This is a genomic window from Roseimaritima multifibrata, from assembly GCF_007741495.1.
Taxonomy (GTDB): Bacteria; Planctomycetota; Planctomycetia; order Pirellulales; family Pirellulaceae; genus Roseimaritima; species Roseimaritima multifibrata.
Map to the genome: position 1 here is coordinate 1,853,931 of NZ_CP036262.1, position 26,513 is coordinate 1,880,443.

Annotated in this window: 23 protein-coding genes and 1 tRNA gene; 9 read left to right on the forward strand and 15 right to left on the reverse strand. The window is 55.0% G+C overall.

All coding sequences use genetic code 11. The features are described from left to right. Positions 1-186 precede the first annotated feature (186 nt). Positions 187-1,116 carry a sugar phosphate isomerase/epimerase family protein gene (locus FF011L_RS06805; protein ID WP_145350906.1) on the reverse strand — a complete coding sequence of 310 codons (930 nt, stop codon included), beginning with the start codon at positions 1,114-1,116 and terminating at the stop codon, positions 187-189. A 284-nt stretch (positions 1,117-1,400) separates the two neighbouring features. Between FF011L_RS06805 and FF011L_RS06810 the strand changes: the two genes are divergently transcribed. Then, a complete protein-coding gene (locus FF011L_RS06810) occupies positions 1,401-2,075 on the forward strand; it encodes an RNase H family protein (protein ID WP_218933059.1) in 675 nt (224 codons plus the stop codon). A gap of 124 nt (positions 2,076-2,199) precedes the next feature. Next, the gene (gene glgB / locus FF011L_RS06815) at positions 2,200-4,455 is read left to right on the forward strand and encodes a 1,4-alpha-glucan branching protein GlgB (protein WP_145350908.1); all 2,256 of its coding nucleotides are present in this window, start codon (positions 2,200-2,202) and stop codon (positions 4,453-4,455) included. A 347-nt stretch (positions 4,456-4,802) separates the two neighbouring features. On the opposite strand, the gene FF011L_RS06820 is transcribed toward glgB, so the two are convergent. Together FF011L_RS06820 and FF011L_RS06825 are read right to left on the reverse strand one after the other, a co-directional pair. Next, positions 4,803-5,687, reverse strand: a complete 885-nt coding sequence (locus tag FF011L_RS06820) for an ATP-grasp domain-containing protein (RefSeq protein WP_145350909.1) — start codon at positions 5,685-5,687, stop codon at positions 4,803-4,805. An 18-nt stretch (positions 5,688-5,705) separates the two neighbouring features. Next, complete coding sequence (locus FF011L_RS06825) at positions 5,706-6,053, reverse strand: hypothetical protein (protein ID WP_145350910.1); 348 nt, start codon at positions 6,051-6,053, stop codon at positions 5,706-5,708. Positions 6,054-6,341: 288 nt separating this feature from the next. Here FF011L_RS06825 and FF011L_RS06830 point away from each other — a divergent pair. Together FF011L_RS06830 and tig are read left to right on the forward strand one after the other, a co-directional pair. Continuing rightward, positions 6,342-6,414, forward strand: a tRNA-Gly gene (locus FF011L_RS06830). A gap of 73 nt (positions 6,415-6,487) precedes the next feature. Then, positions 6,488-7,987, forward strand: a complete 1,500-nt coding sequence (gene tig, locus FF011L_RS06835) for a trigger factor (protein ID WP_145350911.1) — start codon at positions 6,488-6,490, stop codon at positions 7,985-7,987. A gap of 660 nt (positions 7,988-8,647) precedes the next feature. Here tig and FF011L_RS06840 read toward each other — a convergent pair. Continuing rightward, positions 8,648-9,574, reverse strand: coding sequence for an alpha/beta hydrolase (locus FF011L_RS06840; protein WP_145350912.1), 927 nt, complete (start codon positions 9,572-9,574; stop codon positions 8,648-8,650). 37 nt (positions 9,575-9,611) lie between these two features. Continuing rightward, positions 9,612-9,896 (reverse strand): hypothetical protein, encoded by a 285-nt coding sequence (locus tag FF011L_RS06845; protein WP_145350913.1) that lies wholly within the window; start codon positions 9,894-9,896, stop codon positions 9,612-9,614. Between the two features lie 65 nt (positions 9,897-9,961). On the opposite strand from FF011L_RS06845, the gene FF011L_RS06850 reads away from it, so the two are divergent. Genes FF011L_RS06850 through FF011L_RS06860 form a run of 3 tightly spaced genes read left to right on the forward strand, consistent with a single transcriptional unit; the run spans position 9,962 to position 11,919 of the window. Further along, positions 9,962-10,720 carry a hypothetical protein gene (locus tag FF011L_RS06850; protein ID WP_145350914.1) on the forward strand — a complete coding sequence of 253 codons (759 nt, stop codon included), beginning with the start codon at positions 9,962-9,964 and terminating at the stop codon, positions 10,718-10,720. Positions 10,721-10,746: 26 nt separating this feature from the next. Further along, the gene (locus tag FF011L_RS06855) at positions 10,747-11,052 is read left to right on the forward strand and encodes a hypothetical protein (RefSeq protein ID WP_145350915.1); all 306 of its coding nucleotides are present in this window, start codon (positions 10,747-10,749) and stop codon (positions 11,050-11,052) included. Positions 11,053-11,088: 36 nt separating this feature from the next. Next, positions 11,089-11,919, forward strand: a complete 831-nt coding sequence (locus tag FF011L_RS06860) for an MBL fold metallo-hydrolase (RefSeq protein ID WP_246109780.1) — start codon at positions 11,089-11,091, stop codon at positions 11,917-11,919. 78 nt (positions 11,920-11,997) lie between these two features. On the opposite strand, the gene ribD is transcribed toward FF011L_RS06860, so the two are convergent. From ribD to uvrA, 3 genes are all read right to left on the reverse strand, one after another. Then, complete coding sequence (ribD, locus tag FF011L_RS06865; RefSeq protein ID WP_145350916.1) at positions 11,998-13,131, reverse strand: bifunctional diaminohydroxyphosphoribosylaminopyrimidine deaminase/5-amino-6-(5-phosphoribosylamino)uracil reductase RibD; 1,134 nt, start codon at positions 13,129-13,131, stop codon at positions 11,998-12,000. A 52-nt stretch (positions 13,132-13,183) separates the two neighbouring features. Further along, the gene (locus FF011L_RS06870) at positions 13,184-13,972 is read right to left on the reverse strand and encodes an SDR family NAD(P)-dependent oxidoreductase (protein ID WP_145350917.1); all 789 of its coding nucleotides are present in this window, start codon (positions 13,970-13,972) and stop codon (positions 13,184-13,186) included. 469 nt (positions 13,973-14,441) lie between these two features. Beyond that, complete coding sequence (uvrA, locus tag FF011L_RS06875; protein ID WP_246109781.1) at positions 14,442-17,279, reverse strand: excinuclease ABC subunit UvrA; 2,838 nt, start codon at positions 17,277-17,279, stop codon at positions 14,442-14,444. A gap of 220 nt (positions 17,280-17,499) precedes the next feature. On the opposite strand from uvrA, the gene dgt reads away from it, so the two are divergent. After that, the gene (dgt, locus tag FF011L_RS06880; protein ID WP_145350918.1) at positions 17,500-18,699 is read left to right on the forward strand and encodes a dGTP triphosphohydrolase; all 1,200 of its coding nucleotides are present in this window, start codon (positions 17,500-17,502) and stop codon (positions 18,697-18,699) included. Positions 18,700-18,739: 40 nt separating this feature from the next. Here the strand turns inward: dgt and FF011L_RS06885 are convergent, their stop codons facing one another. From FF011L_RS06885 to ilvN, 6 genes are all read right to left on the reverse strand, one after another. Further along, a complete protein-coding gene (locus FF011L_RS06885; RefSeq protein WP_145350919.1) occupies positions 18,740-19,183 on the reverse strand; it encodes a YkgJ family cysteine cluster protein in 444 nt (147 codons plus the stop codon). A gap of 40 nt (positions 19,184-19,223) precedes the next feature. After that, positions 19,224-20,417 carry an aminotransferase class V-fold PLP-dependent enzyme gene (locus FF011L_RS06890; protein WP_218933061.1) on the reverse strand — a complete coding sequence of 398 codons (1,194 nt, stop codon included), beginning with the start codon at positions 20,415-20,417 and terminating at the stop codon, positions 19,224-19,226. Beyond that, the gene (locus FF011L_RS06895) at positions 20,414-20,863 is read right to left on the reverse strand and encodes a molybdenum cofactor biosynthesis protein MoaE (protein ID WP_145350921.1); all 450 of its coding nucleotides are present in this window, start codon (positions 20,861-20,863) and stop codon (positions 20,414-20,416) included. The genes FF011L_RS06890 and FF011L_RS06895 overlap by 4 nt, the downstream gene beginning before the upstream one ends. A gap of 5 nt (positions 20,864-20,868) precedes the next feature. Continuing rightward, positions 20,869-21,162 carry a MoaD/ThiS family protein gene (locus tag FF011L_RS06900; RefSeq protein ID WP_145350922.1) on the reverse strand — a complete coding sequence of 98 codons (294 nt, stop codon included), beginning with the start codon at positions 21,160-21,162 and terminating at the stop codon, positions 20,869-20,871. 180 nt (positions 21,163-21,342) lie between these two features. Next, positions 21,343-22,347, reverse strand: a complete 1,005-nt coding sequence (gene ilvC / locus FF011L_RS06905) for a ketol-acid reductoisomerase (protein ID WP_145350923.1) — start codon at positions 22,345-22,347, stop codon at positions 21,343-21,345. 140 nt (positions 22,348-22,487) lie between these two features. Then, the gene (gene ilvN / locus FF011L_RS06910) at positions 22,488-23,024 is read right to left on the reverse strand and encodes an acetolactate synthase small subunit (protein WP_145350924.1); all 537 of its coding nucleotides are present in this window, start codon (positions 23,022-23,024) and stop codon (positions 22,488-22,490) included. 119 nt (positions 23,025-23,143) lie between these two features. Here ilvN and FF011L_RS06915 point away from each other — a divergent pair, with 119 nt between their 5' ends. Next, positions 23,144-23,947, forward strand: a complete 804-nt coding sequence (locus FF011L_RS06915) for a segregation and condensation protein A (RefSeq protein ID WP_145350925.1) — start codon at positions 23,144-23,146, stop codon at positions 23,945-23,947. Between the two features lie 493 nt (positions 23,948-24,440). Here the strand turns inward: FF011L_RS06915 and FF011L_RS06920 are convergent, their stop codons facing one another. Continuing rightward, positions 24,441-25,091, reverse strand: coding sequence for a hypothetical protein (locus FF011L_RS06920; protein ID WP_246109782.1), 651 nt, complete (start codon positions 25,089-25,091; stop codon positions 24,441-24,443). Positions 25,092-26,513 lie beyond the last annotated feature (1,422 nt).

The following is a 26,513-nucleotide window of genomic DNA, read 5'->3' on the forward strand; positions in this document are numbered from 1 at the left end:
ACCTGTTCACTCGGCCCCATGTAGGACTCGTCGACGGCTGCAAACCCTTCATTTTTAGACTTCACGTCCCCCGCGAAAGGAGATTTAAAGGGACGTTCTTTCGCAGAGCGAGCGGCGACAAAAAAATTGCACGTCCCCGGGAAAGGGACGTGCAAGGTTTGCGTGCTTCTTAGGTTCGCGTGCTTCTTAGGCAGGTTGTCGGCTGGCGACACGTTCCAGCAATTCTTTGCTTTTGCGGATCCCTTCGTATTCGCTCAATCGGCCTCCTTCGTATTCGATACCGACATAACCGTGGTATCCAAATTCGAGGACGATATCCATCATCTTTTCGTAGTCGGTCGATTTCTCGTTGCCAGCTTCATCGAAGTCGTGCGTTTTGGCGCTGACGGCTTTTGCGAAGGGCATCAGTTCACGGACTCCCTGGTAGCGATCGTAAACTTCAGGGTTATCGCCACGGCGGATCGTGAAGTTGCCGAAGTCGGGCAGGGTTCCGCAGTTGTCCATGTCGACCGTTTCGATCACCGACGAGAGCCACTTGCCGTTGCTGCTTAGGCCGCCGTGATTTTCGACGATCACGTTCAGGCCGTGTGGTTTGGCGAATTCGCTAAGTGCACGCAGGCCTGCGGCTGCGCGTTCTTGTTGTTCTTCGTAGGTCCCGTTGGAAGCGGCGTTCACTCGGATCGAGTGGCAACCGAGGAACTTGGCAGCTTCGACCCATTTGTAGTGATTTTCGACAGCTTGTTGGCGGCGTTTAGGATCGCCATCGCCTAGCTTGCCTTCACCGTCGCACATGATCAGCAGGCTTTCGACCCCTTCGTCGGCCGCCCGTTTTTTCATTTCAGCCAGGTACTTCTGGTCGTTGGCTTTGTCTTTGAAGAATTGATTGACGTATTCAATCGCGAGGATGCCGAATTCTTGTTTGGCCGTTTTGGCGAAATCAAGATTGTCCAGTTTGCCGCTGCGGAGCGTACGGTGCAGGGACCATTCAGCCAGCGAGATTTTGAAAGGGGGTTCGCCTGCGGCTGGTTTATCGGCCCAGCTGCTAAGGGCGATGGAGCTGAGGGAGGTCGCGGCGACGGCGGCGGTAGAACATCGAAGGAAATGGCGACGATCCATAACGGTGATCACTTTCTCTATAAAGATATTGGATGGGGTGGGGGGATTGGAGAAACTCCTATTGTAACGACTGCGGGCGGTTCCGGTTGCGGGTTTTGCGGAAAGTAATTGCGGTAGGGAAGGCTTTTGGGTTGCGGGCTTTTTTTCGGGTAGTTGAAGTGTGCGGGAAACGATTGCCGGCCGATTTCATTCAGTAAGCAGCTGGTTCCTATCGGGGGAACCACTGGACGAAAGAGATATTGCGGATGGAACCCCAAGTCAAATCACTCGACAGGAGAAAGTCCGTGGTCGCATTCCGTCAGTTAACTGAAACCTCCCCAAACCTTTCCGATCCGGAGTTCGCTCCGGCAGGTCTCTTGGCCGAAGAAGTCGTCGCCAACGACGAATCGCAACCCCTTTCCGAATACTTGCTCGTATGTGAAGCAATCCCCGCGTCCGACACGGTAGGAACCTGGCGATTTTCGCTGGAAACCGCCGCTGGCGAGTCGTTGTTGGATATCCAGGAAAAGGAGTTCGGCGATCCGAAACGCTTGGCACTACTTGCCATGGTCCGAGGACTTGAAGCGATCGAAGGAGCTGCCAGCGTGACCTTGATCGCCACCAGTCGCTACGTGATCCGCGGATTACGCGATTCCCTCCATCGGTGGCGAGAGAACGGTTTCATGTGGGAGCACTTTGGTCGCATGATCGAAGTGGAAAATGCCGACCTGTGGCGCCGCGTCGACCGTGCGCTTCAGTTCCATCAGGTACACGCCTGCTTGGTGTCGGCAACGAAGGTTTCAGGCTACGAAGCGACCACGGATCGGGCCCCTGCGGCAAACGATTCCCTCCCCGTTAGCCGATCGCGAAGGCCCCTTGTCCCTCCGGCGGACCGTTTACGGCGTTGGTTGCTTTCCCAAAGCGGAAGCAGCAACCATCCGAAACGCCGCTACGGACCGGCTGATTTGGCTTTGGCGTAGTCCATCTGACAGAGCGTCCAGTCGACGGAGTCGCAACCCTCCCGCGTGCTCCGTCGGCTGCCCCCCCTTGCTAGAACCCCGTTTCACCTCCCAAACTCGGTGTAGCTAAAAGCTACGGATTGCCATGCACACGCAACTGACGCTCTCGCAAATTGGTAGTTTAATAGAAGGTCACTGCTCCGATCCCGGTTCCATCCTTGGTCCGCATCATGTGGACTATCAGGGATCTCCGGCCGTCGCGGTACGTAGTTTCCTGCCGGATTCGAGAGCGGCCTGGGTGGTGGATCATGCCGCCGGAGTTCGACGCCCAATGCGTCGTATTCATCCTGGAGGTGTGTACGAGGCGATCTGTCCAGCGAATGTGGCACCCAATATTCAAGGCAAAGAAACGTCCCTTTTTGACTCCTGTGATTCACCCGGCTATAGCCTTCAATTTGCACGACCCACTGGCGAAATCGTTGACATGCAAGACCCATACGCTGCTCCCTCTGTCCTGACCGATTTTGACCGTTACCTGATCGGGGAAGGTAAGCATCACGAACTGTATAACCGCATGGGGGCACACTGCCGTAAAGCGGGAGCCAATTCGCCGGCGGGTGTCAATTTCGTTGTGTGGGCACCCAATGCCCGAACCGTGCAGGTCGTAGGCGATTTCAATAGTTGGGACGGCCGCAAAACGACGATGCGAGTTCACCCGCATCTGGGGATTTGGGAACTGTTTGTTTCCGATGCCAAAGTCGGGGATCGCTATAAGTACCGGATCCAAACCGAGGGTGGAGAATGGGTCGACAAATCGGACCCGGTTGGCTTTGCTGCGGAACTGCCCCCTCTGACCGCGTCGATCGTTGCCGATCTATCGATCCATGAATGGGAAGACCAAGCGTGGATGGAAAAACGGGCCAACACCGATCCGTTGGTCAAACCGTTTAACGCTTATGAAGTTCATCTCGGTAGCTGGCAGCAGGGACCGGGCCGGGCTCACGGTTGGTTGGATTACCGCGACCTAGCACATCGCTTGGTCGATTACTGCCACCGTATGAACTTTACGCATGTCGAACTGATGCCGGTCAGCGAGCATCCTTTCACCGGGTCATGGGGCTACCAAACGGTTGGCTACTTCGCTCCGACCAGTCGTCATGGATCGCCCGAAGATTTCATGTACTTCGTCGACTATCTGCACCAGAATGATCTCGGTGTGATTATCGACTGGGTCCCTGCTCACTTCCCTAAAGACGGGCATGGACTCTACCGGTTCGACGGTTCCCCGCTGTACGAACATGCGGATCCTCGGCAGGGAGAACACCCCGACTGGGGAACGATGATCTTTAATTATGGACGCAACGAAGTCCGTAACTTCTTGGTCGCCAATGCGTTGTTCTGGCTTGATAAGTACCACATCGACGGACTGCGCGTCGACGCGGTCGCATCGATGCTATACCTGGACTACAGCCGTGAAGGGGACAACTGGATTCCCAATCAATACGGTGGCCGCGAAAACTTAGAAGCGATCGAATTCATTCGCGAATTTAATGTCGCCGTCCACGAGAAATTCCCCGGAGCCGTGACGGTCGCAGAAGAGTCGACCGCGTGGCCTGGAGTTTCACGTCCCATCTATGACGGCGGACTTGGGTTCACGTTCAAATGGAATATGGGATGGATGAACGATACGCTGCGGTACATGCGGGATGAACCGATCCATCGCCAGTACCATCAGGAAGAACTGACATTCAGTCTGATCTATGCGTTCACCGAAAATTTTGTCCTTCCCCTTTCGCATGACGAAGTGGTCCACGGCAAAGGTTCGCTGATCTCTCAGATGCCGGGAGACATGTGGCAGAAATTCGCAAACCTGCGTCTGCTGTACTCCTACATGTGGACTCACCCCGGGAAGAAATTGCTCTTCATGGGAGGCGAAATCGCTCAGTGGACCGAGTGGCATCATGACCATGGCCCTCAGTGGGAGCTGCTCGATTTTGAAACGCACCGCGGCGTTCAGAACCTGATTGCCGACCTAAATAAGTTGGTCATCGATAATCCAGCCCTGCATGCCTGTGACCACACGGGCGATGGATTTGAGTGGATCGATTGCAAGAATAAGGACGCAAGCGTCTTGGTCTATCTTCGCAAAGCCGAAGGTTTCCCGACGATGTTGGTATGCTGCAATTTCACTCCTGTCCCTCGCAAGCAATACCGCGTTGGAGTTCCGACCGCAGGGTATTGGACGGAAGTTCTCAATAGTGACGCCGGGTTGTATGGCGGCACGAATGTTGGAAACCATCCAGGCCTTCAGACGACGGGAGTTCCGTCTCATGAACGACCCGACAGTGTGTTGGTCAACATGCCGCCACTGGGCGTGTCGATTTTCCGCCAGGAAGCTTAAAGGGAAGGCCGCCACGCGGCCAGATTCCTCACGGCACCACGAAGCCAACCGGAACGGTGCAAACCGTCCGGCGACAGAATCAAACCTAGCGGAACGGCGCAAGCCGTCCGGCGACAGAATCAAACCTAGCGGAACGGCGCAAGCCGTCCGGCCCGGGCATACGTCCTTGTCCAGGCCGGTCGGACCAAGCCCTGTTTTGTGCGGTGCAAACCGTCCCGCGACAGAATCAAACCTAGCGGAACGGCGCGAGCCGTCCGGCCAACGCGCGAATCCTTGCGTTACTTCACTACGCAGACGTCGAGTAAACAGGCCTGCAAATTGCGGTCTCGTAACGACTAAATATACGACTATTGATTTTTGACAATTTGGTTAAAAGCGTAAGCGAAATGACTCGTGGATCTGTCGCCGTACGGAAAGTAGAGCGAGGGTTCGATCAATTCCAGTTCGATTAATGCGAACCGGCCATTGGCCAAGCGAACCAGATCGACGCGGGCGAACAGTAGTCTCGCTTCGATTTGCGAGAGGATCTGTTCAGCAACCTTGGTCATTTCGTCGGTCGCCGGGACGGCGGAAATTTGGCTGCCATATTCTTCTTGGGATCGGTAGTCACCCGCTTTCGGGCGTTTCAGGATGGCGTGGCTGAATTTTTTGTCGAAGTAGATCAGCGAATACTCGCCTGGATCAAGAATGCTGTCCAAGAATGGCTGGACCATGCAGGGGCAATTTGCAAACGCATCGACAGCAGCCGTGGCATTGGCGATTGCTTCCGGCGTCGTTCGGTCACGATCGATCCGGAACGTGTTGATGGCTCCGGCCCCTAGGGTCGGCTTCACGACGATTTGATCGGTTTTTAAATCGTCGAAAGCCTGGTCCAGTTGACGGGTATCCAGGCGCGAAGGCCACAGGGTCGGGACGATGTCGATCCCGGCCGCTTCCAGTTCGCGGAGGTAGTTTTTGCGAAGGTTCCAGCGGACGGTTGCCAGGTCATTTAGTAATCGTGTGCCGCTGGCGTCGATCTGGGCAAGTACATCGAGGAATTGCTCGTGACTGTGCTGGTAATCCCAAGGGGAGCGGATCACGACGGCTGCAAATCGCGACCAGTCGACGTAGGCTGATTTCCAGGGGACCATTTCCACCTGCCAGCCGTTCGCTGCCATGGGGATAAGCGTCTGCTCGTCGTAGGTGACAAATCCTTCCGGATTCTCCATGGTCAGAAAGGCGACCGGCTTCATGCTTTAAGATCCTGTCGATCAAGCGGTTGCGGCTCGTTCGCCGCCAGGGAACGCGAGCGTCATCGGAGAATCGGCAGCGGTGTCACGGAAATGAGTGCCGGCCGGACGATGCGCTTTATTTACAGTAGGTCTGGCCGATGGAATGGTTCCCAAAGTCCGGCGGACTCCGGCAACCTGTTCTGCAGACAGTTCGATTCGACTCTGTACAAACCATCCGACCGCAGGGCTGAAGGTTTCTTGGCGCATTTCCACCAAGTTTCCGGCCCCCGCGGGATTCATTGCAATCACGGTCCGAGCATGGTCCGTTGCTCCAGGCAGGACAGACAAAATCGTTTCCGGCCGAAGCGTTTGAGCAGAAGCTGGCATTTCCGTAGCGTTCCCTAAAGAATCAAGGCCCAAAAAGATCAGGACCCAAAATCATTTGACTCATCTATTATTGTCAAAAAAGGACTTAAGATCAATCGCTATTGAGACCGATTCTCAATCAAAGCAAGAAAACAAATTTGATTGCGATATTCCGTCAGATGGCACTTGCGGGTTTGCGGACGCTTCCTATAATTTCCGCTTCACACAGCGATTTCTATTGCAGAGAACGCTCCAGAGGGCTCGATCGCAGTGAATCGATTCGTTGCAAGACATCGGATCGAATCATCAGCGGCTGTAGCTCAGTTGGTAGAGCACAACGTTGCCAACGTTGTTGTCGTGGGTTCGAATCCCATCAGCCGCTCTTTTTCCCCTCTGGTATAACGGTCTCTTCTGCGTTTCCGCCCCACACTCCACGCACAAGCGAAAATCCCCGGATGTCGACTACGGACCTTTCAGACGGAATCGATTCTGCCGCCCCAGCTGCGACTCTTCAGTTGGATATTAAGGTGGAAAGCCCACAGGCCTGTTTGCGGCACGTGGTCGTGACCATTCCGCGGGCAGAAGTCGAACGCTATTTGCAGAAGGAGTACGACGAACTGGTGCCTGAGGCTCAGGTCCCGGGTTTTCGTGCCGGTCGCGCTCCCCGTAAGTTGGTCGAAAAGCAGTTCAAAGAACGGGTTATCGATCGTGTGAAGGGCTCGCTCCTGATGGACAGCCTTAGCAAGATCACTGACGACGCTCCCTTTTCGGCGATCAGCGAGCCTGATTTCGATTACGATTCGATCGATTTGCCAGACGATGGCGATTTCCGTTTCGAATTCAAAGTCGAAGTTCGCCCTGAGTTCAAGACTCCAGAAATCAAAGATCTGGAACTGACTCGTTCGGTTGAAGAAATCACCGAAGATGAAGTTTCGGAATCGCTAGACAGCCTGCTGCGTCGTTATGGTTCCAGCGAACCGACCGATGAAGCGGCCATTCTCGGCGACAAACTGTTGATCACTGCCAAGTTCAAGAAAGATGGGCAGGTCGTTACTGAAATGGAAGAAGAGACTGTCGATCTGGTCGACGTGTTGACCTTCTCCGATGCTCGGTGCGATGGTTTTGGCGAACTGATGACCGGAGTCAAAGAGGGCGAAAGCCGCACTGGCAAGGTCACGATCGGCCAAGGCGTCGACGACGAAGAGATGCGTGGTCAAGAGTTCGACGTGGAATTCCATGTTGTCGAAGTGACCCGCTATACCAAACCTGAAATGACTCCTTCGTTCTTGCTCGATCTGGGCGATTTCGAATCGGTTGATGAACTGCGTGATTTTGTCCGCGATTCGTTGACTCGTCAGGCAGAATACCGTCAGCAACAAGATCTTCGTCAGCAGGTTACGCAAACCTTGACTGCCGATGCCGCCTTTGAACTGCCACCCGATTTGGTTCGGCGTCAGACTCGCCGTGAACTGGAACGGAAGGTTTTGGAATTCCGCCGTAGCGGTTTCAGCGAAGATCAGATCCGTAATTTTGTCAACGCACTGCGTCAGAATGCTCAAGCAAGTACCGAATCGGCACTTCGGGAACACTTCATTCTTGAGCAGATCGCTGAAGAGCAGAAAGTGGACGCCGACGAATCCGATTACGATGACGAAATCGAACTGATCGCGGAACAGAGCGATATGCCTCCTCGTCGCGTCCGTGCTCGTTTGGAAAAATCTGGCCAAATGGATGCCCTGCGGAATCAAATCGTCGAACGTAAAGTCGTCGAAATGATCACCGAGCAGGCCAAGATCACTGAAAAGCCAGCCGAAAAAGAAACCGAGAAGAAGGCAAACGAGTTCGCTGTCTATCACAACGTTCTGCGTTTCAAGGATTCCGAAGCGATTCCTGAAGCCAAGTACGACAACAATCCAAATGAAGAAAAGGATTCCAAGGACAAAGATAAGTCCTAGGGATCGCAGGCAGCTTCATTTGAAGAAAAAACAAAAACCCTTCCGGAACCGGAAGGGTTTTTTTATGGCTGGATATTCGCTAGCACGAAGTACCAGCACGAAGCGCCAGCGAGTATTTGGTACAGACGCGCAAGCGATCCAATCGGGGCCGTGTTGGCGAGTCTTTTATTTTGCTCGCTTGCGCTTTTTGGAGTTGCGCTTTTGAGGTGATTGCTGTGGTTAATCGTCGGGATTTCCGTACTCTTGCTGATACCTCAAACCATTCGGCTATTCCAGCACCTTTTTAGCTCCAAGTATCGAGAGTTCCGTTTCCGGGCTTGCCCCGGCGGACTCGCAATTGGCAGCTACCTTATTGGGCGATCAAAAGGCTGTTCTCCGCCAGCCCCAAATCGCCTAGGCGATTTGGGGCTGGCGGAGAAGGATGAAATAGCAAAGAGGCATGGGGGTAGCTGCCAGTTGTTGCCCCGGACCGGGACAAGCCCGGCGGAAGCAAAGTAGCCCACCTCAAAAAGCGCAACATGAAAACTTGCGCTTCGTGCTTGTATTTGCTTGCTCGGTTGCGATTCGAGTGGGCGGCAGGTAGTCCACGCTCTGGAGAGCGTAGCTGCATCTGCCATCGCCTTCGGAATGCCAAGATTGCCCGCCTGGCAGATCATCCCGCTATTTAGGGTTGATCATCTTCAAACGTTTTAGCCAGCTTTCACAAAGACCTGGCCATTGCTTGGCACCTTCGATGCTTTGCGCCAGTCCCAGGCCGTGTCGCCCTTCGTTAAATAGGTGCATTTCGACCGGGACCTTGTTGGCGACACATGCTTGGTAGTACTTCAAGCTGTTTTCTACTGGAACGACCGTGTCTTCCGCTGTATGCCACAAGAAGGTTGGGGGCGTTTCGGGTGTGACCTGAGTTGGATTGTCCAGAGAAGCCAACACTTCTGGATCAGGGTTGGCACCCAGTAGGTTTCGCTGACTTCCTTGGTGGGTGTATGGCTGTCCCATCGAGAGGACCCCGTAGCAGCAGATACTGAAGTTCGGGCGTGAACCGACGCGCTGGACGGGATCGTCGGAATCTTCGATCGGTTCGGCGAAATGCGTCGAAACGGTTGAGCAAAGATGCCCGCCGGCGGAGAATCCGATGACTCCAATGCGATCGGGGTCGATGTTCAGTTCTTTGGCTCGAGCCCGCAGGGTTTGGATTGCGCGTTGGGCGTCCTGCATCGGTACCGGATGCCCGTAGCCTTTGCCGTTATTCCCTTTGCCGCGTAGGCGATAGGTGCAGATTGCCGAACTGATGCCCATCGAATGGAACCACTCTGCAAATGCGTGCCCTTCGTGACCGATCGCATGCCCACCATAGCCGCCTCCGGGCAGGATAACGACCGCGGCCGTTGGTCCTTCGGATTCGACTTTCGTGATGATCAATTGAGGATCGTCTCCTTCACCCTTCCCTTCGACGCCCGGTGCCCCATCCGGCCAAAGCGACTCGGTGTGCGATGGTGGCTGATCCGCAAACAGGTGCGGGTTGCCGATAAAAATGGCAACAATCAGTAGGCTGCAGGAATATCGGAGTTTTGGCAGGAGTTGTGGCATGAGCTGTTGGGTCTAGCAGGTGGGGGATAGGAGGCGTTTAGCGGCGCCGTACCGTAAAAATCACCGTCCGGCCTAAATCCGTCGGGCGAGGGATCGGATTGCCTCGATAGTGTTGGCGACGTACTGTATTGCCATAGAAATGAAATGGGCGATACGGGCGTTGCTCGATCGGAGTCGCTTCAATTTGTTCGCGGAATTCTCCACGAGCAATCACTTGAGGTGACCAGCTAGGTTCGTTGGCCGACGCCGTCGAGCTTTCGCTCCAGATACCGAAAGTCAGCAGTAGAATCCAAATCCCGTTAGATTTCATAAATCGTTGCATTGTTAATTCCATGTGTATTGTAATTGCCAGCTCGGACTACCTTTTGCTCCTACCGGCTTCCTGAGATGAAAAATATACCTGATAAAAAGGCGTTCGTCCGTGGTAAGCGTGCCAGCGGGAAGCGAAAAATGTCGGCGGCAGGGTTGGTTGGCGCAATCTTATTGGTTTTGTATGGCGTCGCGCGGCCGCACATCAATGAACGTTTCGGTTTAGATCTGCCTGCTTTTACCTCGGCGGACGGCCAGCACGATAAAAACCAACCGCCAATCGTGAAACCACCGGTTGTCGTTGCCTCTTCGGGCGATGCGGCGAGTGGTTCGGGGGGGGCTGGTTCCACCGCTTCGGATAGTTTGAATGGATCCGAAACCAATCCTTCAGCTGTGGAGTCGACGCAGACTTCGGCGTCCCCCAAAATCGAGAGCGATTCCAATCTGAAATACGGGTTGCTTCGCGACCTTGGAAAAGAACGTTTTCTCTCGCCAGCAGGACTGCTTTACACGCCGGGAAGTCAGGAAGGGCACCGCCTAAAACACCTGGAACGGCATACCGCAGATCAACCAAGTCGACCGGGAAGCCATGGCGTCTTTGATGGTGGAATGGAAGCAGCGTTGTTGGTCCTTGATACGGCGTATGCCAAAGCCGAGAAAGGAGGTGCGGGAGTGACCAAGTCCGAAGATCAGGACCGTACGATTTACACTGTCGATATGGGGAAACGGATCGGTTACGTGGGAGGTAGGGATGGTAACCGACGACGAAAGCCGATGGCTCGGCGGGTCCGTATTGTCTTGGAAGGCAACCGTGTTATTACCGCTTATCCGCTTTGATTGCTAATCGCTTTAGGTGACTGACTGTGATTCCTGAACACTCCATTGATTATTGTCCGATTTGCGGCGGCGGGTTATGTGGGATTCGTATCTGCGGCATTGATACGAACGCCCCGCATGGGTTGGTTGTTTGCGACGAATGCGAAGCGATCTGGCTATCGCCAAGTATCACCGCTCCACATCAATATCCAGATTCGAGTAATGCCGCCTGTCCGATTTGCCTTGCACCTCTGTGGGGCGACCAAAGTCGTTGGGCGACCTATGAGGATTGTGTTGTCTTAGGCTGGGAACATGCGATCGATCCCGAATTGGACCACGTGAACGAATCTTGACGGTAAACTGGTGCGCAAGGCAGAGTACCTGTTATTGTGCCACGTCAGTCTGCTCAGGCTGATCATATTGTCTTTTTCACTGCATGGACTGCAGTCGGATTCTTTATAGGCTGCGTCGTTGTTATGGAATTGCATTGCTTGGGTACCGCGGGATACCATCCTAATGAAACGCGGCATACGTCTAGCTATTTCATCCCGGAGGCAGGTTTGCTGCTGGATGCGGGGACCGGTTTATTCCGTTTGCCGCCGCTGATCCAGACCGACCGCCTCGATATCTTGCTTAGCCATACCCACTTGGATCATGTGGTCGGGTTGACCTTTCTGTTGGGGATCCTGCATCAGCATCCCGTGCAAACGGTCCGTGTTTGGGCTCGACAGGAAAAGATCGACGCGATTCAAAATCACCTGCTGGATCCTTCTCTTTTTCCTGTGCCATTAGATGTTGAATGGATGGCGTTAGAAGAACACACCCCTGATCTGCTGGGCGGCGGGAAACTAACTTGGTTTAGTCTAGAGCATCCGGGAGGTTCCACCGGGTTTCGGATCGATTGGCCGGGGCATTCATTGGCTTATGTGACCGATACCATTGCCGATCCGATCGCCGATTACGTGGGGAAAATTCGTGGCGTGAATCTTTTGCTGCACGAGTGCAATTTCCGCGATACGCAGCGTCAATGGGCTGAGCTGACCGGACACTCGTGGACGTCACGCGTTGCAGCGGTCGCAAGTATGGCCGCGGTGAAGCAGTTGGTTTTTGTGCATCTTAATCCACTGGAAACCGACGGCGATCCGATCGATCTGCAGGCGGCTCAGTTGCTTGTTCCCGGCGCGATGATCGCCGAGGATAAGCAGGTCCTTCAGTTCTAAGGATTTGCGAAGGCGTGCTTCTGGGCGGTTCGTCCGGTACCGGTTAACAGGCGACACCGGCCAGTAGGTGGTGTTGCGTTACCGTTTTCGTTTCGCGACCAATTTCAGGTCCGGTCCGAATGTCTCGAAGCGGACGTATTCGAATTGCCCCTGTGAAGGGATTTTGGCTAGCCCATCGCCCCCGATCGGTCCGAGTGCCCCGGTTCCTCCAACCAGTTTCGGAGCGATATAGACGTGGCATTCATCGATCAAATCGGCAGCAAAGAAGTTCGCCAGCAGTTCACCACCACCTTCCACCAGCACGTTCGTCATTCCGGCTTCTCCACATTTTATTAATGCGGATTGCAAATCTTCGGTTGGACTGTTTCCGGGAATCGGACAGATGGTTACACCGGCGTCGGCAAGGGCGTTGATGACGTTTCCGTCAGCGGCGGTAAATAACCAGACCGGGCCTTCATCGATTGTCTGGACCAGTTTGGATTCAAGTTTCAAACGACCTGACTTTGAAATCACGATTCTTGTGGGGATGCGAGGCCCTGGCGGTCGCGCGGTAAGTGTTGGGTCATCTTTGCTTGCGGTGCCGCCACCCACAATCACCGCATCGCAGCGTCCCCGAGTCGTATGGACATCGGCGCGTGATTCAGGACCCGATATCCATTGGCTATGCCGCTCTTTGGTTGCAATCTTGCCGTCCAGCGTCATCGCCCATTTGGCGATCACCCAGGGGCGTTTTTGTTGCAGGCGAATCAAATAGGGTTGGTTCAAATTTTGAGCGTCGCTTTCCAGTATCCCGCAATCGGTTTGAATTCCCGCAGCGGACAGCAAACGCAAACCGCCGCCGTCCACCTTGGGAAACGGATCCCGCATGGCGACAACAACCCGGGCCGGGGCGGACTGCAGAATGATGTCGGTGCAAGGAGGCGTTTTGCCGGTGTGGCAACATGGTTCCAGCGTCACGTACCAAGTGGCCCCGGCAATCGCCTGCTTGTCGGCAACCGAAGCAAAGGCAGCCCGTTCGGCGTGTGGACCGCCGAATTTTGCGTGATAGCCCTCTCCGACAACTTGCCCGTCTTTGACGATCACGCACCCAACCATCGGGTTGGGTTCCACAGAACCTTCCCCTTTCGCCGCAAGTTGCAGCGCACGTGTCATCCACCGTTCGTCATCGGATGTTCTCGATGGGGTGGCTTGGGGGGGAGGATTCGCGGTCATGGGAATGGTGCAAAAGCGGGAAGAACTAAATCAATGGATCGGGCGACGTTTTTTAGAAGCAGGTGTCGACCAGTCCGCCTTCGCAGCGCATCGCCGCTCCGGTGGTGGTCGCGGCAATTTCACTACACAAGAAGGCGACCATCGCAGCCACTTCTTCGGTTTGCCCAAACCGAGCGATCAGCGAACCGGGACGCGACTCACTGAAGAAATTCTCTTTGAATGCTTCGATGTCGCGATCGCCGGCAAGTTCTTTAACAAAATCCTGCACCCCTTCGCTCCAGGTCGGTCCAGGAAGGACGCTGTTGACCGTGACGCCCGACCCCGCGAGCGATTTTGCAAGGCCTCTGGAAACGGACAACTGAGCGGTCTTGGTCATCCCGTAGTGGATCATTTCAACGGGAATGTTGATCGCCGATTCACTTGCAATGAAGATGATTCGACCCCATCCGCGTTCCTTCATCGTTTGCGTGACCGCTCGAGATAAACGGATGCCGGACATCACGTTGATGTTGAAGAAGCGTTGCCAGTCGGCATCACTGATTTCCTCGAACGGACATGGTTCAAAGATCCCCGCGTTGTTGATCAGGATATCAATCGGAGCAATCTTAGCGGCTTGTTGGATCAAGGAATCGCACCCTTCGGCCGTCGAAAGATCGGCGGGAATGCCGACGGCCTGATCACCTAGTTGCAGTTCCGCAAGCGTGCGGTCAACCGATTCCTGGCTCCGTCCGTTAATAATGACTCGCGCCCCTTCGGTGGCGAGCGTGTGTGCGATTGATTTTCCGATTCCCGACGTGGAGCCTGAAATCACTGCAAGTTTTCCGTTTAGTTTCAGATCCATGGTTATCGCTTTCGAATATCAGGCGGCAATGGGAAATAAAGTCGATCGGTTCAGGAAAACATAGTCGCCCGCATACCATCGGGAAACATCTAGTATCTCTTGGGACGTGAAATCGATTCGTGACGTATTGCCGGTCTGTCCACGCTCTGTCGAGCGTCGCTACGTGACTTCCGTCGCGACCATCGACAGATGGTGGTTCCTGTTGCCGATATTGTCAAAACGGCACTCGTTGCGACGCTGGCTTGCAACCCCACTGGGAAACCGTCAATTATTGATTTCACGTTCCTTGAGATGGTTTTGCAATCGTTCTTTCCACCGTGGCTCAGCAGGAATGTTCTTCGCGGTTTCGTGTGTCTCGTCGTGATGCTTCTTTTTTGCCGTTGTGGAAAGGGCCGTGGTTTTAGGCTCACTCGTTTTGGTGGTTTTTGAACTTTTGCAGATTGTCCTACTTTTCGCATTGCGCGAAGGGTTACAGGTATTTGCCGGTTTCGCTGTCGGCCGCGTTGCGGATTGTGTCGGGGGGACCTTCGGCGATCAGAAATCCGCCAGCCTCGCCACCGTCGGGGCCAAGGTCGATCAGCCAATCGCATGCTCTTGCGACGTCCAGATTGTGTTCAATGACGATCACTGTGTTGCCTGCTTCGGCTAGCCGCCGGAGGACCGTCATCAGGCGAAGCACATCTTCGAAGTGCAGGCCTGTGGTCGGTTCGTCCAGGATGTATAAGGTCGAACCCGAACTGGAACGCGCCAGTTCCGTCCCCAGCTTGATCCGCTGCGCTTCGCCTCCACTTAGGGTTGTGCTCGGTTGGCCCAACCGGAGGTAGCCCAGGCCGACGTCTCTCAGAGACTGTAAGATCCGGTCGACTTTCGGGATGTTGGTGAAAAATTCAGCCGCTTGATCGATTGTCATTTCCAGGATGTCGGCAATCGTTTGTCCTTTGAAGCGAACCTGGAGTGTGGCTTGGTTATAACGCCGCCCGTTACAGGCACTGCAGGTTACATACAGATCACTTAGAAAATTCATTTCGATTTTCTCTTGTCCGTATCCTTTGCACTGAGGGCACTGTCCGGCGGAGGCGTTGAAACTGAATCGGCTGGAATTGAAGCCTCTCGTCTTGGCTTCGCGTGTGGCGGCGTAGACTTTGCGGATTTCGTCCAGAGCTTTGGTATAGGTTGCTGGGCAGCTCCGCGGTGACCGTCCGATCGGGGCCTGGTCCATCCGGATCAGTTTGTCGATCGACTTAGCCCCGGTCAATTTTTTGTAGGGGCCACTGCGCGGCGTCACCAAGCCCAGTTGTTCAGAGATCGCTGGCGAAAGGGTGTCGTTAATCAACGAACTTTTTCCGCTGCCGCTGACTCCGGTAACCCCGATCAACGTGCCAAGAGGAAAGCGCGCGGTAACTTTTTTCAGGTTGTTGGTTTCCGCGTCGTGGAGCACGATCGCTTGATTGGGATCGAAAACCCGAGCCTCAAATTCGGGTGACTTTGGGGTCTGCCCACTGAGGTACGGGCCGGTCACGGATTGCGGATCTTTGGCGACTTCGGCGGGCGTCCCTTGGCTGATGATATGGCCTCCGTTTTTGCCTGCGCCGGGGCCCATGTCGATCAGCCAATCGGCAGCCCACATCATGGCTTCGTCGTGTTCGACGACGAGGACGGTATTTCCTTGTTGCTGAAGGTCTCGCAGTGCGCCAATCAGGCGGTCGTTGTCACGTTGGTGCAATCCGATCGAAGGTTCGTCCAGCACGTAGCAGACGCCGACGAGTCCCGAACCGATGCTGGTCGCCAAACGGACTCGCTGTAGTTCGCCTCCGCTAAGTGTGTCGGCCGGGCGGTTAAGGCTGAGGTAACCGACGCCGACGAGGTTTAGGAACTGCAATCGTTTAGAGACTTCATCGCTGATCGGTTTGGCGATTTTTGCGTCCGCCGAATTTAGGTCAGGCATCCATGTCGAAAACCAATCTTGGATTTTTGAGATTGGCTGGGATGTCAGCTGATGGATGTTCTGGTCGGCGACGGTGACGCTTAACGATTCGGGCCGAAGCCGTCCTCCCTGGCATCCGCTGCAGAGCACTGAACCGCGGAGTGGCCGCAATTGGTCTGCACGTTTTTCACTGCGAGTCGTTTCCCATTCTTGCTCCAGCAGCGCTAGTAGGCCTGGGAAGCCGGTGGATTCGTCCCCATGCAGAAGACGCTCGCGTTTTGGGGGACGCAGGGTTCCGAGCGGCTGTTGCCAGGAACCACGGTTTGCCACTAGGAAGGGCTCGACCGCTTCACGCATTTTTCGTTTGACTGCCGCGGTCGCGCCTTTGTAGGCAAGTAAGCCCCCCTCGTCGGCCGATTGTTCCCAGTCGACCAAGCTGTCCGGCTCAAATCCTTCTAGGACGCCCATCCCATGGCACTGTTCGCATGCGCCATAGGGGCTGTTGAAACTGAAGGTCCGCGGTTCCAATTCCGCGTAGCTGACTCCACATTCGGGGCAGGCATAAGCGGTGCTGATCAGCCGTTCTTCCCATTCGGTTTTGCCCGGCAACTGCGAAACGGCAATCAGCAGGCCGTTGCCTAGTTTGAGCGTATGGCGGATCGACTCTTCCAGGCGTGACTGGATTTCGTCGCGGATAACCATCCGATCGACAACCGCTTCGATCGTATGGTTGCGCCGTGGTGCCAGGTCGGGCAAGGCGTCCAGCGGATACAGTTCACCATCGACGCGTGCCCGCACGAAACCGGCTTTACCGATTTCTTCAAAGACGTCGGCATGTTTGCCTTTGCGGCCGCGGACCAGAGGCGCCAGCAGCATCAGCTTCGATTGTTCCGGCATCGTCAGGAGTGAATCGACGATATTTTCCGGGGATTGCTGGAGGATGGTGGTTCCGCAGTTGTAGCAATGCGGCGTCCCGATGCGCGCGTACAGCAACCGCAGGTAGTCGTAGATTTCGGTAACCGTTGCCACGGTGCTTCGGGGATTGGTTGTGCCCGGTTTTTGATCGATGCAAAGGGTCGGTTCAAGCCCATCCATCCAGTCAACATCGGGCCGTTGCAGCTGATCGAGAAACTGTCGCGCGTACGAGGAGAGGCTCTCGATGTATTGCCGCTGTCCTTCCGCATAAAGCGTGTCGAAGGCAAGCGAGCTTTTGCCGCTACCGCTGACGCCAGTTATGACGGTTAGACGATCGCGAGGGAGGTCTAGGTCGATCCCTTGTAGGTTATGGGCTCGGGCACCACGGATTCGAATCACTCCCTCGGCGCCAGTGGGATGAAGATTTTTGTTCTGTCTGGGAATGGTTCTGTCCGGGGTTCGTTTCACGACCTAGAATCACAATAAAAGGACCGCCCACAATTCAATCACTTGGCCCCATCGTAGCGGAAGACTTGCGTTTTCCGGATTTTCGCGACCCGACGGTTCGCTTGAATCCGCTAGATTGGTACCTTCAATAGACCGGCAAATGCCGTTCCGTTTGATAGTGGGTGTTGTCCAGTAGGATAGACGACTCGACAACCTGCCCAACTTCATTTCAAATCCATTGATGACCAGCATTCCACAGGCAGCTGAAATCGTACGCAATCCCCCTTCTTTTCGATGGAGCGTGGATGCCCTTGATTCGGTGACGCGCCGCGAGCATTTGATGCTTGCGTCGTACGCGACTTTCAGCCGTGATTCGGGGGGGCGAATTCACGCTGAACCCGAACACACCTACCGCGGACCGTTTCAGCGAGACCGCGATCGTATCCTGCATTCGTCTGCGTTTCGCCGATTGTCGGGCAAAATGCAGGTTTTTACGGGCGAAATGGGCGAGTACCATCGGACCCGCCTGACGCACACCTTTGAAGTGGCATCGATCGCACGAACGATCACTCGAGTCCTTCGCCTGAATGAAGATCTGACCGAGGCGCTCGCGCTGATGCACGATATCGGCCATCCGCCTTTTGGTCACTGCGGCGAAGATGTGTTGGATGAGTACATGGTGTCCGCTGGCGGTTTTTCGCACAATGCTTTTGCATTGGTGATCGCTGAAGAACTGGAGCAGCGTTACACGGGGTATCCGGGACTAAACCTCTCGTCTGAAATCCTGGAAGGGCAAACCAAACGAGCGATCAAACGTGACGGAGTTGTCGAAGCTTCGGCGAGGCTGGAAGTTCAGGTTGTCGATATCGCTGACTCGTTGGCCTACGACGCGCATGATATCGATGATGCCCTGCAAATCGGTCTGTTGTCGATCGAAGCGCTCAGTCAGTTGCGATTGGTCCGCAGAGCCCTCGATCAAATCGAACAACACTACGGACGCTTGTCGAATGCGAAATTGCGGCCAGCCCTCGTGCATGAATTAATCGATTTGCAGGTGGGTGATTTCTTGGATCAGGCGACCGGTCAACTGCAAAGCTGGGGTGGTTGCCGGAGCGATGAACTGAGCATGGCAGGTGTCCAGTTGCAGCACTCGCTTCAGTTACGAGACGAGCAGTCGGAGCTTGAAGCGTACTTGTTTCGCAATGTTTACCGTCACCCGAAATTGATGAGTGTTCGGAAAAAGGCAGCGGATCGATTGGGACAATTGTTTGACCAATTGAGCAAAGACCCCGCAAGGTTGCCGCTTCGTTTTCGGCAACGAATCGACGGCGTCGGACACGTTCGAGCGGTCGGCGAATATCTGGCAGGCATGACCGACCGATTTTGCAACCGACAGTACGAATTCCTTGTCGCCGGAACCGGGCCGCTTGCCGACTGGTAAGGAGAGTGGGTGATTGCGTGCTGGTGATCGCCGCCGCTGCTTAAACCTCTTTCTCTTTTCGACGCTCTTCGATTTGTTCGAGGTTGTATAGTTTGCCGACTCCGCTTCCGGGGCAGACATCACAGGCCTCTTTCCATGCCTTTTTGCTGCTCAGGTTGCTGTCCCAGAAAGGCCATGTGCGGCATTGAATGGGTCTGGATTTATAGACCAAGCAGCGTCTGGATTCAGGGTGTAAAAAAATGCAGTCTCCGTCGGGGTATTCGACAAGGCTTTTTCCTTCCGGTTCCTGACGCACAAATTTGCGTTCAAAGGCTTCCAGATCCATCTCCATCTCTTTGGCGAGCGATTCGATTTCGTGGTCGTCGACCCAGACGTACCCCGGTTCCCCACTGCAGCAATCGCCGCAGCCGGTGCACTCGAATCGAAGCCCTTCTTTGTACCACGGTTTCTTGGAATTGGTTTGCTTCTTGGAAGCGCCTGCCATCGGAGCTTGTCCTGTTGGTTAATTTGAATAGAAAACGTGGTTAGGAAATTTCGCTAGCGATCGCGGATAACGCGTCGATAGCCAAGGCGATTTCGGACGGTTGGGTTTGGTGCCCTGCACTGATTCGAACGGTCCCTGTTGTTTCTGTGCCGAGGTGTCTGTGAATGCCTGCGGCACAGTGTAACCCCGTTCTTGTCTGAATCCCGAATTCCGCATCGAGGATCGCTCCAAGATCGGACGCAGGCAGATTCTGCAGGGTTAGGCTGCGGAGCGGCAAACGGTTGCCTTGCCCCCAGAACTGTACGCCAGGTATTTTACTTAACCCTTCATCCAGTTGGGTTGCCAGTTGTTGCAGTTGCTCCAGCCCATCGTGTTGTTCTTCTAGCCATCGCAGTCCGGCCTGTAGCCCTGCAATTGCCGGAACATTCAGATTGCCCGCTTCCAGCCGACTAGGAAGCCGCGCCGGCATGGTCAGCTCTGCAGAATTGCCGCCGGTGCCGCCCCACTGACTTGCCTGTAAATGGGGATCCGCCTTGGAACTGACCGCCAAAATGCCGATTCCCAGGGGGCCTAACGCTCCTTTATGTCCGGGCGCAGCGAGTAGATCGACATGCCATCGTTGGACGTCAATCGGCAGGTAGCCCCAGGTTTGGGCAGCATCGCAAAGAAATAGTGCGGGATGGTCTGCAAGGGCTAAACCAATCGCTTCGATCGGTTGTTCGGTGGCCGTCACATTGGACGCGTGACCAATCGCGACCAGTTGCGTCTGCGGCTTGAGTGCACGGGCAACCTGGGCGGCTTCGATCTTGCCTTGTCGGTCGCACGGCAGCTGTTCCAGGTCAATCATGTCCGAATCGGCCAACGCTTGCAGTGGTCGCAAGACGCTGTTGTGCTCGGCAGCGGTGGTGAGCACGTGTGGTTTAACCGAGGTCTTGCGGTTTGCAGGGAACAATCCCAGGATCGCTAGGTTCAGCGCCGCCGTTCCATTGCTGGAAAAGATAATTTGCTGGGGGGATTCGGCGTTCAGCGACCTCGCTACGATTGCTCGGGTTTGGGCGACTTGGTCCGCCGCCTGTACCGCGTCGGAGTAACTGCCGCGTCCTGCGGAGGCACCGACCGATTCCATTTGGAAACGCACCGCTTCGTAGACGCTTGCCGGCTTAGGCCAGCTGGTCGCCGCGTTATCCAGGTAGATCCGCTGGGGAGGCGAATCCGATTGGTGGGAAGGTGTCATGGATGCACCCATTCCTCGGCCCCATCCTCGAAGCGTTCTTGTTTCCAAATCGGAACACGCTGCTTCAGTTGGTCCATGATCCAGGGCATCGCTTCCATACAGGCCGCACGGTGTGGGCTGGCCAGGGCGATGGCGATGCTTGCTTCTCCGACTTGGACCTCGCCGATGCGGTGGATGCCGATCAGTTTCCGCAGCGGCCACTTTTGAGAGGCTTCGTACAGAAGGTCTTGCAATTCTTTGATCGCCATTGGGCGAAAGGCTTCGTAGCTTAGGTTTGCCGTTAGCAGAACCTGGGCGGCCTTTTCGGTCGCTCGGCGTGTCCTCCCGACGAAGACCAGTTGAGCTCCACAGTTGGGATCAGCGATCGGGTCCCACAAGCCGTTTAGGTCGATCGCATTTTCAACCAATTGGACATCGATCATCGGTTCGCTGGCATCGGTCGGCATATTGCTTAGCCTCCGCTGACCGGTGGGATCAGGGCAAGCTCCGCCTCGGGGGCGATGATTGAATCCGCAGCCATGTAGGTCTGGTCGGCGACCAGACGGCAGGTCGGCAGCAGTGCCGATAGTTCTGGATGTACGCGCGCGATCACTTGGAGAACTTCGGCGGCCGAAACGTCGCGTCCCAGGCGTACTTCGATGGCATCGCAGCCAGCGGCTTCACTCGCTCCAGCGAATAGCCGAACGGTTCGCAGGGAGGTTTCCTGCTTTGGGGCAGTTGGTTGATCGGGCGCACGGCGGTTCATCGCAAAGGACTCCGGCGGGATCACAACAAGGTTAGGAAGGTAGTCGATCGCGAGTCTTCAGAAGCGTCCGCCCTCCTTAAAAGAAGAGTCTTGCAAATGCAGGACTCTTCTTGGCAGATCCATTGGTAACCAGCAAAAAATCCACGCTGATGGGAGCGTGGATTTCAGTTGAAGGTTGTCCTAGACTTCTTTTTCGTCGATCCAGGTCATCATTTTTCGCAGGCTGCGGCCAACGGTTTCCAGCTGCAGATCGCGTTCGCGGCGACGGGTGGCTTTGAAGCCAGGAGCCCCTGCACGGTTTTCCAGGATCCAGTTGCGAGCGAACGTGCCGTTCTGGATTTCTTCCAGGATACGTTTCATCTCTGCACGGGTTTCGTCGGTGACGATCCGAGGTCCCGAGCTGTAGTCACCGTATTCCGCGGTATTGGAGATACTGTAACGCATGTAGCTGAGGCCACCTTCGTAGAACAAGTCAACGATCAGCTTCAGTTCGTGCATGCATTCGAAGTAGGCCATTTCTGGTTGGTAGCCGGCGTCGACCAAAGTCTTAAAGCCTGCTTTGACCAGTTCGCTAACGCCGCCGCACAGAACAACCTGTTCGCCGAACAAGTCGGTTTCGGTTTCTTCAGCGATGGTGGTTTCGATCACGCCACCACGGGTGCCGCCGATACCTTTTGCGTAAGCCAAGCCGATTTGTTTGGTTTCTTCCGATGCGCCTTCGCCCAGAGCGATCAAGCTTGGAACGCCGCCACCCTTAACGAATTCGCTTCGCACCAAGTGCCCAGGGCCTTTTGGAGCGACCAGCAAGGTGTCGACACCTGCAGGAGGTTCGATCTGGCCGAAGTGAATGTTGAATCCGTGGGAGCACATCAAGATGTTGCCCTTGGACAGATTGTCTCGGATCGATGCTTCGTAGATCGGTCCTTGGACTTCATCTGGAAGCAGGATGTTGATGACGTCGGCAGCTTTCACTGCGTCCGCGATCGACATTGGCTCGAAGCCGTGCTCTTTGGCTAGGTCGTAGTTAGGAGATCCAGGACGTTGCCCGATGATGACATCGACGCCACTGTCGCGGAGGTTTTGCGCTTGGGCATGTCCCTGCGAACCATAGCCGAGGATCGCAACTTTCTTGCCTTTTAGGTGAGAAAGATCGGCATCGGCTTCGTAATAAATCGTGGCGGCCATTGTGTCATTCAGTCCTAAAAATCGTGAAATAGTTACTTCAGAAGTTTGTTAAAAGCTATCGGCTCGGGCGGTTTCACGTCAGAGCAGATAGGAGAGAGTATCGCGAACCCCGAAGGTTCGCATTATTTCGCGTTATCGCATTATTTCGCGTTAGCGGGGATGTCGTGCGTTTGGTCGGAGTCTTGCTGCAGTTTCCCGTTGATGCTGCGAACCATGGCGATACGCCCGGTTCGAACCAGTTCGGTAATCCCGTAGGCTCGCATGCGGTCGATAAACGCTTCGATTTTATTTTCGCGACCGCTGATTTCGACCATGATTTCTTCCGGGCCAACATCAACGATCCGGCCGCGGAAAATGTCCACCAATTCGCGGATCTCGCTGCGGACGCTTCCCGCTGGGGCTTTTACCTTCAGCAGAATCAGGTCTCGTTCAACGAAATCGCTGGCGCTGACGTCTTCTACCTGGACGACCGTGACGATCTTTTTCAGTTGCTTGCGGACTTGGTCCAACACATAGGCATCTCCGACGACGACAAATGTCATTCGCGACAGGTTGGGCAGATCGGTTTCTCCGACTGCCAACGAGTCAATGTTGTACCCGCGCGAGGCGAGCATACCGGAAATGTGAGCCAGAACGCCGGGAACGTTCTGGACGAGCGCTGAAAGCACGTGACGCATAGTAAAAAGGCCTTATCACCGGACGAATACCAAAGCGGCATAATAATTCTGCATCCTCAAACCAACAAGGCCCGCTGTCTCTTGCATTCTCCGCTGGATGCTGCGATTGTGGAGGCATCATGGCATTCCGTATCGAATTACCTGCATATCGCGGCCCCTTAGACCTGTTGCTGTATTTGGTACGGCGACAGGAATTGGACGTTACTGCGCTCTCATTGACCCGAGTTGTCGACCAGTTTTTCGAATATTTGGATGTTTTGCAAGAATTGGACCTCGGCGGAGTCGGTGAATTTATCGATCTGGCCAGTACCCTGGTCGAGCTGAAAAGCTTGGCGGTCCTGCCGACGCCGGTTTCCGAAGAAGAGGAGGTCGTCGAAGATCCGCAGGAAGAATTGGTCCAACGCTTGCTCGAATACAAGCAGGTTCGAGACGCCGCCAGTGTGCTGGATGAAATGGGCGATCGCTGGCAGCAGCATTTCCCGCGTCTGACCGATAGCCTCCCCCCACGCCAGCTCGATCCCGGTGACCAACCGATCGCCGATCTGGAATTGTGGGATTTGGTGAGTGCGTTTGGGCGAATCATGCGGGAGGCGAAAGGGCCCCCCGTGGCTGAGGTCGTTTACGATGACACTCCGATTCACATCTATATGCAGCGGATCCACCGGCGACTGTGCGATACCGATCGAGTCGCCTTGGCAGATCTGTTGGACGGAGGCATGCACAAGTCTTCCCTGATCGGCTGGTTCTTGGCCATGCTGGAATTGACCCGTCACCATGGCTGTGCCGCCGAAGAAGAAGCGGGCACCGGCGATATTGTCTTGGTGCGAGGGACCAACTTCTCGTCCAATCTGAACGTCAACGAAGTCGATAACTACGACGCCTCGGCGATTAAAGACAGCAATATGCCGGTCGCCGGCCGCTAATCATTGCGAGCCGGCTGCCGATTGTCTAACGCGTCACGGGTTGTCGTTTTGTCGCCTTTCACGGCGAACGTAAAAGTAGGCCGGACCAAAGAGCGATAGCGATGCCGTTCCGGCGACCGCCGGCCGCTAATCATTGCGAGTTGGCTGCCGATTGTCTAACGCGTCACGGGTTGTCGTTTTGTCGCCTTCCACGGCGAACGTAAAAGTAGGCCGGACCAAAGAGCGATAGCGATGCCGTTCCGGCGAACGCTCTGGTTCCGGCGAACGCTCTGGTTCCGGCGAACGCTCTGGTTCCGGCGAACGCTCTGGTTCCGGCGAACGCTCTGGTTCCGGCGAACGCTCTGGTTCCGGCGAACGCTCTGGTTCCGGCGAACGCTCTGGTTCCGGCGAACGCTCTGGTTACGCGGGCGTTCTTTCGCGGGGAACCAGCGAGCTGTCGGCTATCCCTCGCCAACGGCTTCACTGTGGGCTTCCCCCATGCCTTCGCTTCGATTTACCTTGGCAACTGCCGCGGGTAAGGCGGATTTTCACTTTTCGGCGGTTCCATCGAATACCGTTCCTGCCACTGCCGACGTTCGACAGCCGAAGCGTAATACTTCAGCCAAGTCGTTTCGTCCTCTTCGTCCAGGCATCGCCAGTGGAGGTAATTCTCCGGCAAGTCCACCTTCTTCTCACAGCGGGGCATGATGTCCCGGTAGATGATGGTGTACAGCTGGCGGTCGGAAAGGTGTTCCGTGCACTCCAATATCACCTGAACCCCATGCAAGCTCTTAATCGTTTGATTTAGAAGCTCGCTGAGGGCCCGATCCTTTAGCGAATCGGGGTGAGGCAGCTGGAGCGGTGGTTGAAACCAATTGGCAATTGGCATCGCGGGAGCTCGCTCCCATGCCAACATAGAGGCCAAATACTCATTCTCGACCGACAAGGGCATGCCGCTCGCGCTGTCTACCGAATCATCGATATACGGCTCCAACTCATCCCGCAATCGGGCGTTGTCTAGCAGTAAATCGACTTCGTCAATGTAGGGTTGCGTATCGCTCATTTTTCGAACGCTTCTCATCATTTGTTGTTCCACAACGGGCCGATCCCATCCATCACGGGCAACACACCCGCGGCGAGCAGCCACGTTTCTGATGTTATCCATCGCAGCGACTTGCTCAAGCTTTTCTGTAGCAAAAAAGCAACATTGGACACCTTTTCAGAAGGGTTACCCTGCCCTGATCGTTACCAGCGGCACGGTTTAACGCAGTCGGCTTTGAGCTAGCTAAATCACGCGTCCGCAGACTCCGTGCAACCGTCAAAGTCGCTTTCGGAGACGAACGATCCGGAGGTAGTTTTTTAAAAACGGTGGCGAAACGTTGTTTGTGACTTAAGGTCGCCGGGCGAAATGAAGGGCGAGACCCAAGACGCGGAATGAATTAGTGTCGAAAGTCTGAATCGCCTCTTTCTCGTACGCCCGGCCTGTTGAAAATCGTTCCACGTTGGATAGCTGGCCAGGTATGGCGGGGTTGGTTGCCATGAAGCTGGCTAGCGGGCGAGGGGAATTGGAAATTGGAAAATGGCTGTCCTCGCTGGGGATTTTGCATTTTTCATTTTGTAATACTCCTTTTTCAATCTGCCGTCTCTCTCACGCTGCTATTCGCATCTCCTGCCACGCAACGCGAGAGAAAGCGAATTCGATCTGTGACGAAAGTCTTGTTTCCTCTCTTCTAAGCCTGGCCTGATGAAAATCATTCCCTATAGGAGGGCTGGCCAAGTGTTAGCGGGGGCGGGGGGCTGCGAAGCTGGCTCGGGGGCGAGAGGAATTGCAAAAGTTGAAGTGGAAAATGGAAAATGCAGAATGGCTGTCGCCGCTGACGATTTTTCATTTTTCATTTTGTAATACTCCTTTTTCAATCTGCCGTTTCTCTCTCTCGCCGCTATTGGCATCTCCTGCCACGCATGCGAGAGGATGCCCGGGGGGGAAAGCACCAGGGGCGGCTCGTGAAAGGATCGCCTTAGGAAGCCGCCAGCGGGCGGCCCTGCAGGTCGGACCGCGTTCCATCTCAAGCATCTTTGAACCTCTCCTTTGGGGGGAGTGGCTGGCTATCTTGCCTAGCTTGCCAAATGGCGGTTTTGTCGTCCGATTTCGCTGCGGTGTTAACAACCCCTGAGGGGCCTCTTTTTTTGCTAGCAAATCTACAAAGTGTTATGTGTTAAGGAGTTGCGATTATTAAAGTCTCGTGAATTTGACTGAAGTCCAAATCTCTCGACAGCTTTTCCACCGAACGTCAAAGTGCCTCTTCAGCTAGGTACCGTCGATTGCCGACCTTTGAAAACTAGGGCTTTGCAGGGTAGAACGCTCCGCCACCATGATCTCTCAAAAAACGATTCGGTCTCAGTTTGACTCCTTTGCTAGCTTCCCTACAATTCCGCCCTGTCGTCACCCAGTACAGGAATCGATTGAGGGCATCATTGCCGCCCAGCGGAGCTCGGTTGTGCGTTTCTAGCCTCCACGCTTTTGGCTGTCCTCTTCCTCAAAACTGGGTTCCTATTTCGCTTCGGGCCATCGTCCATGAGGGAGGGT

Excerpts from the sequence above, each read along its gene's own strand:
- FF011L_RS06805 (WP_145350906.1), bottom strand. The coding sequence starts at position 1,116 with ATGGATCGTCGCCATTTCCTTCGATGTTCTACCGCCGCCGTCGCCGCG.
- glgB (WP_145350908.1), top strand. The coding sequence starts at position 2,200 with ATGCACACGCAACTGACGCTCTCGCAAATTGGTAGTTTAATAGAAGGT.
- FF011L_RS06820 (WP_145350909.1), bottom strand. The coding sequence starts at position 5,687 with ATGAAGCCGGTCGCCTTTCTGACCATGGAGAATCCGGAAGGATTTGTC.
- FF011L_RS06825 (WP_145350910.1), bottom strand. The coding sequence starts at position 6,053 with ATGCCAGCTTCTGCTCAAACGCTTCGGCCGGAAACGATTTTGTCTGTC.
- tig (WP_145350911.1), top strand. The coding sequence starts at position 6,488 with ATGTCGACTACGGACCTTTCAGACGGAATCGATTCTGCCGCCCCAGCT.
- FF011L_RS06840 (WP_145350912.1), bottom strand. The coding sequence starts at position 9,574 with ATGCCACAACTCCTGCCAAAACTCCGATATTCCTGCAGCCTACTGATT.
- FF011L_RS06845 (WP_145350913.1), bottom strand. The coding sequence starts at position 9,896 with ATGCAACGATTTATGAAATCTAACGGGATTTGGATTCTACTGCTGACT.
- FF011L_RS06850 (WP_145350914.1), top strand. The coding sequence starts at position 9,962 with ATGAAAAATATACCTGATAAAAAGGCGTTCGTCCGTGGTAAGCGTGCC.
- ribD (WP_145350916.1), bottom strand. The coding sequence starts at position 13,131 with ATGACCGCGAATCCTCCCCCCCAAGCCACCCCATCGAGAACATCCGAT.
- FF011L_RS06870 (WP_145350917.1), bottom strand. The coding sequence starts at position 13,972 with ATGGATCTGAAACTAAACGGAAAACTTGCAGTGATTTCAGGCTCCACG.
- dgt (WP_145350918.1), top strand. The coding sequence starts at position 17,500 with ATGACCAGCATTCCACAGGCAGCTGAAATCGTACGCAATCCCCCTTCT.
- FF011L_RS06885 (WP_145350919.1), bottom strand. The coding sequence starts at position 19,183 with ATGGCAGGCGCTTCCAAGAAGCAAACCAATTCCAAGAAACCGTGGTAC.
- FF011L_RS06890 (WP_218933061.1), bottom strand. The coding sequence starts at position 20,417 with ATGACACCTTCCCACCAATCGGATTCGCCTCCCCAGCGGATCTACCTG.
- FF011L_RS06895 (WP_145350921.1), bottom strand. The coding sequence starts at position 20,863 with ATGCCGACCGATGCCAGCGAACCGATGATCGATGTCCAATTGGTTGAA.
- FF011L_RS06900 (WP_145350922.1), bottom strand. The coding sequence starts at position 21,162 with ATGAACCGCCGTGCGCCCGATCAACCAACTGCCCCAAAGCAGGAAACC.
- ilvC (WP_145350923.1), bottom strand. The coding sequence starts at position 22,347 with ATGGCCGCCACGATTTATTACGAAGCCGATGCCGATCTTTCTCACCTA.
- ilvN (WP_145350924.1), bottom strand. The coding sequence starts at position 23,024 with ATGCGTCACGTGCTTTCAGCGCTCGTCCAGAACGTTCCCGGCGTTCTG.
- FF011L_RS06915 (WP_145350925.1), top strand. The coding sequence starts at position 23,144 with ATGGCATTCCGTATCGAATTACCTGCATATCGCGGCCCCTTAGACCTG.
- FF011L_RS06920 (WP_246109782.1), bottom strand. The coding sequence starts at position 25,091 with ATGGATAACATCAGAAACGTGGCTGCTCGCCGCGGGTGTGTTGCCCGT.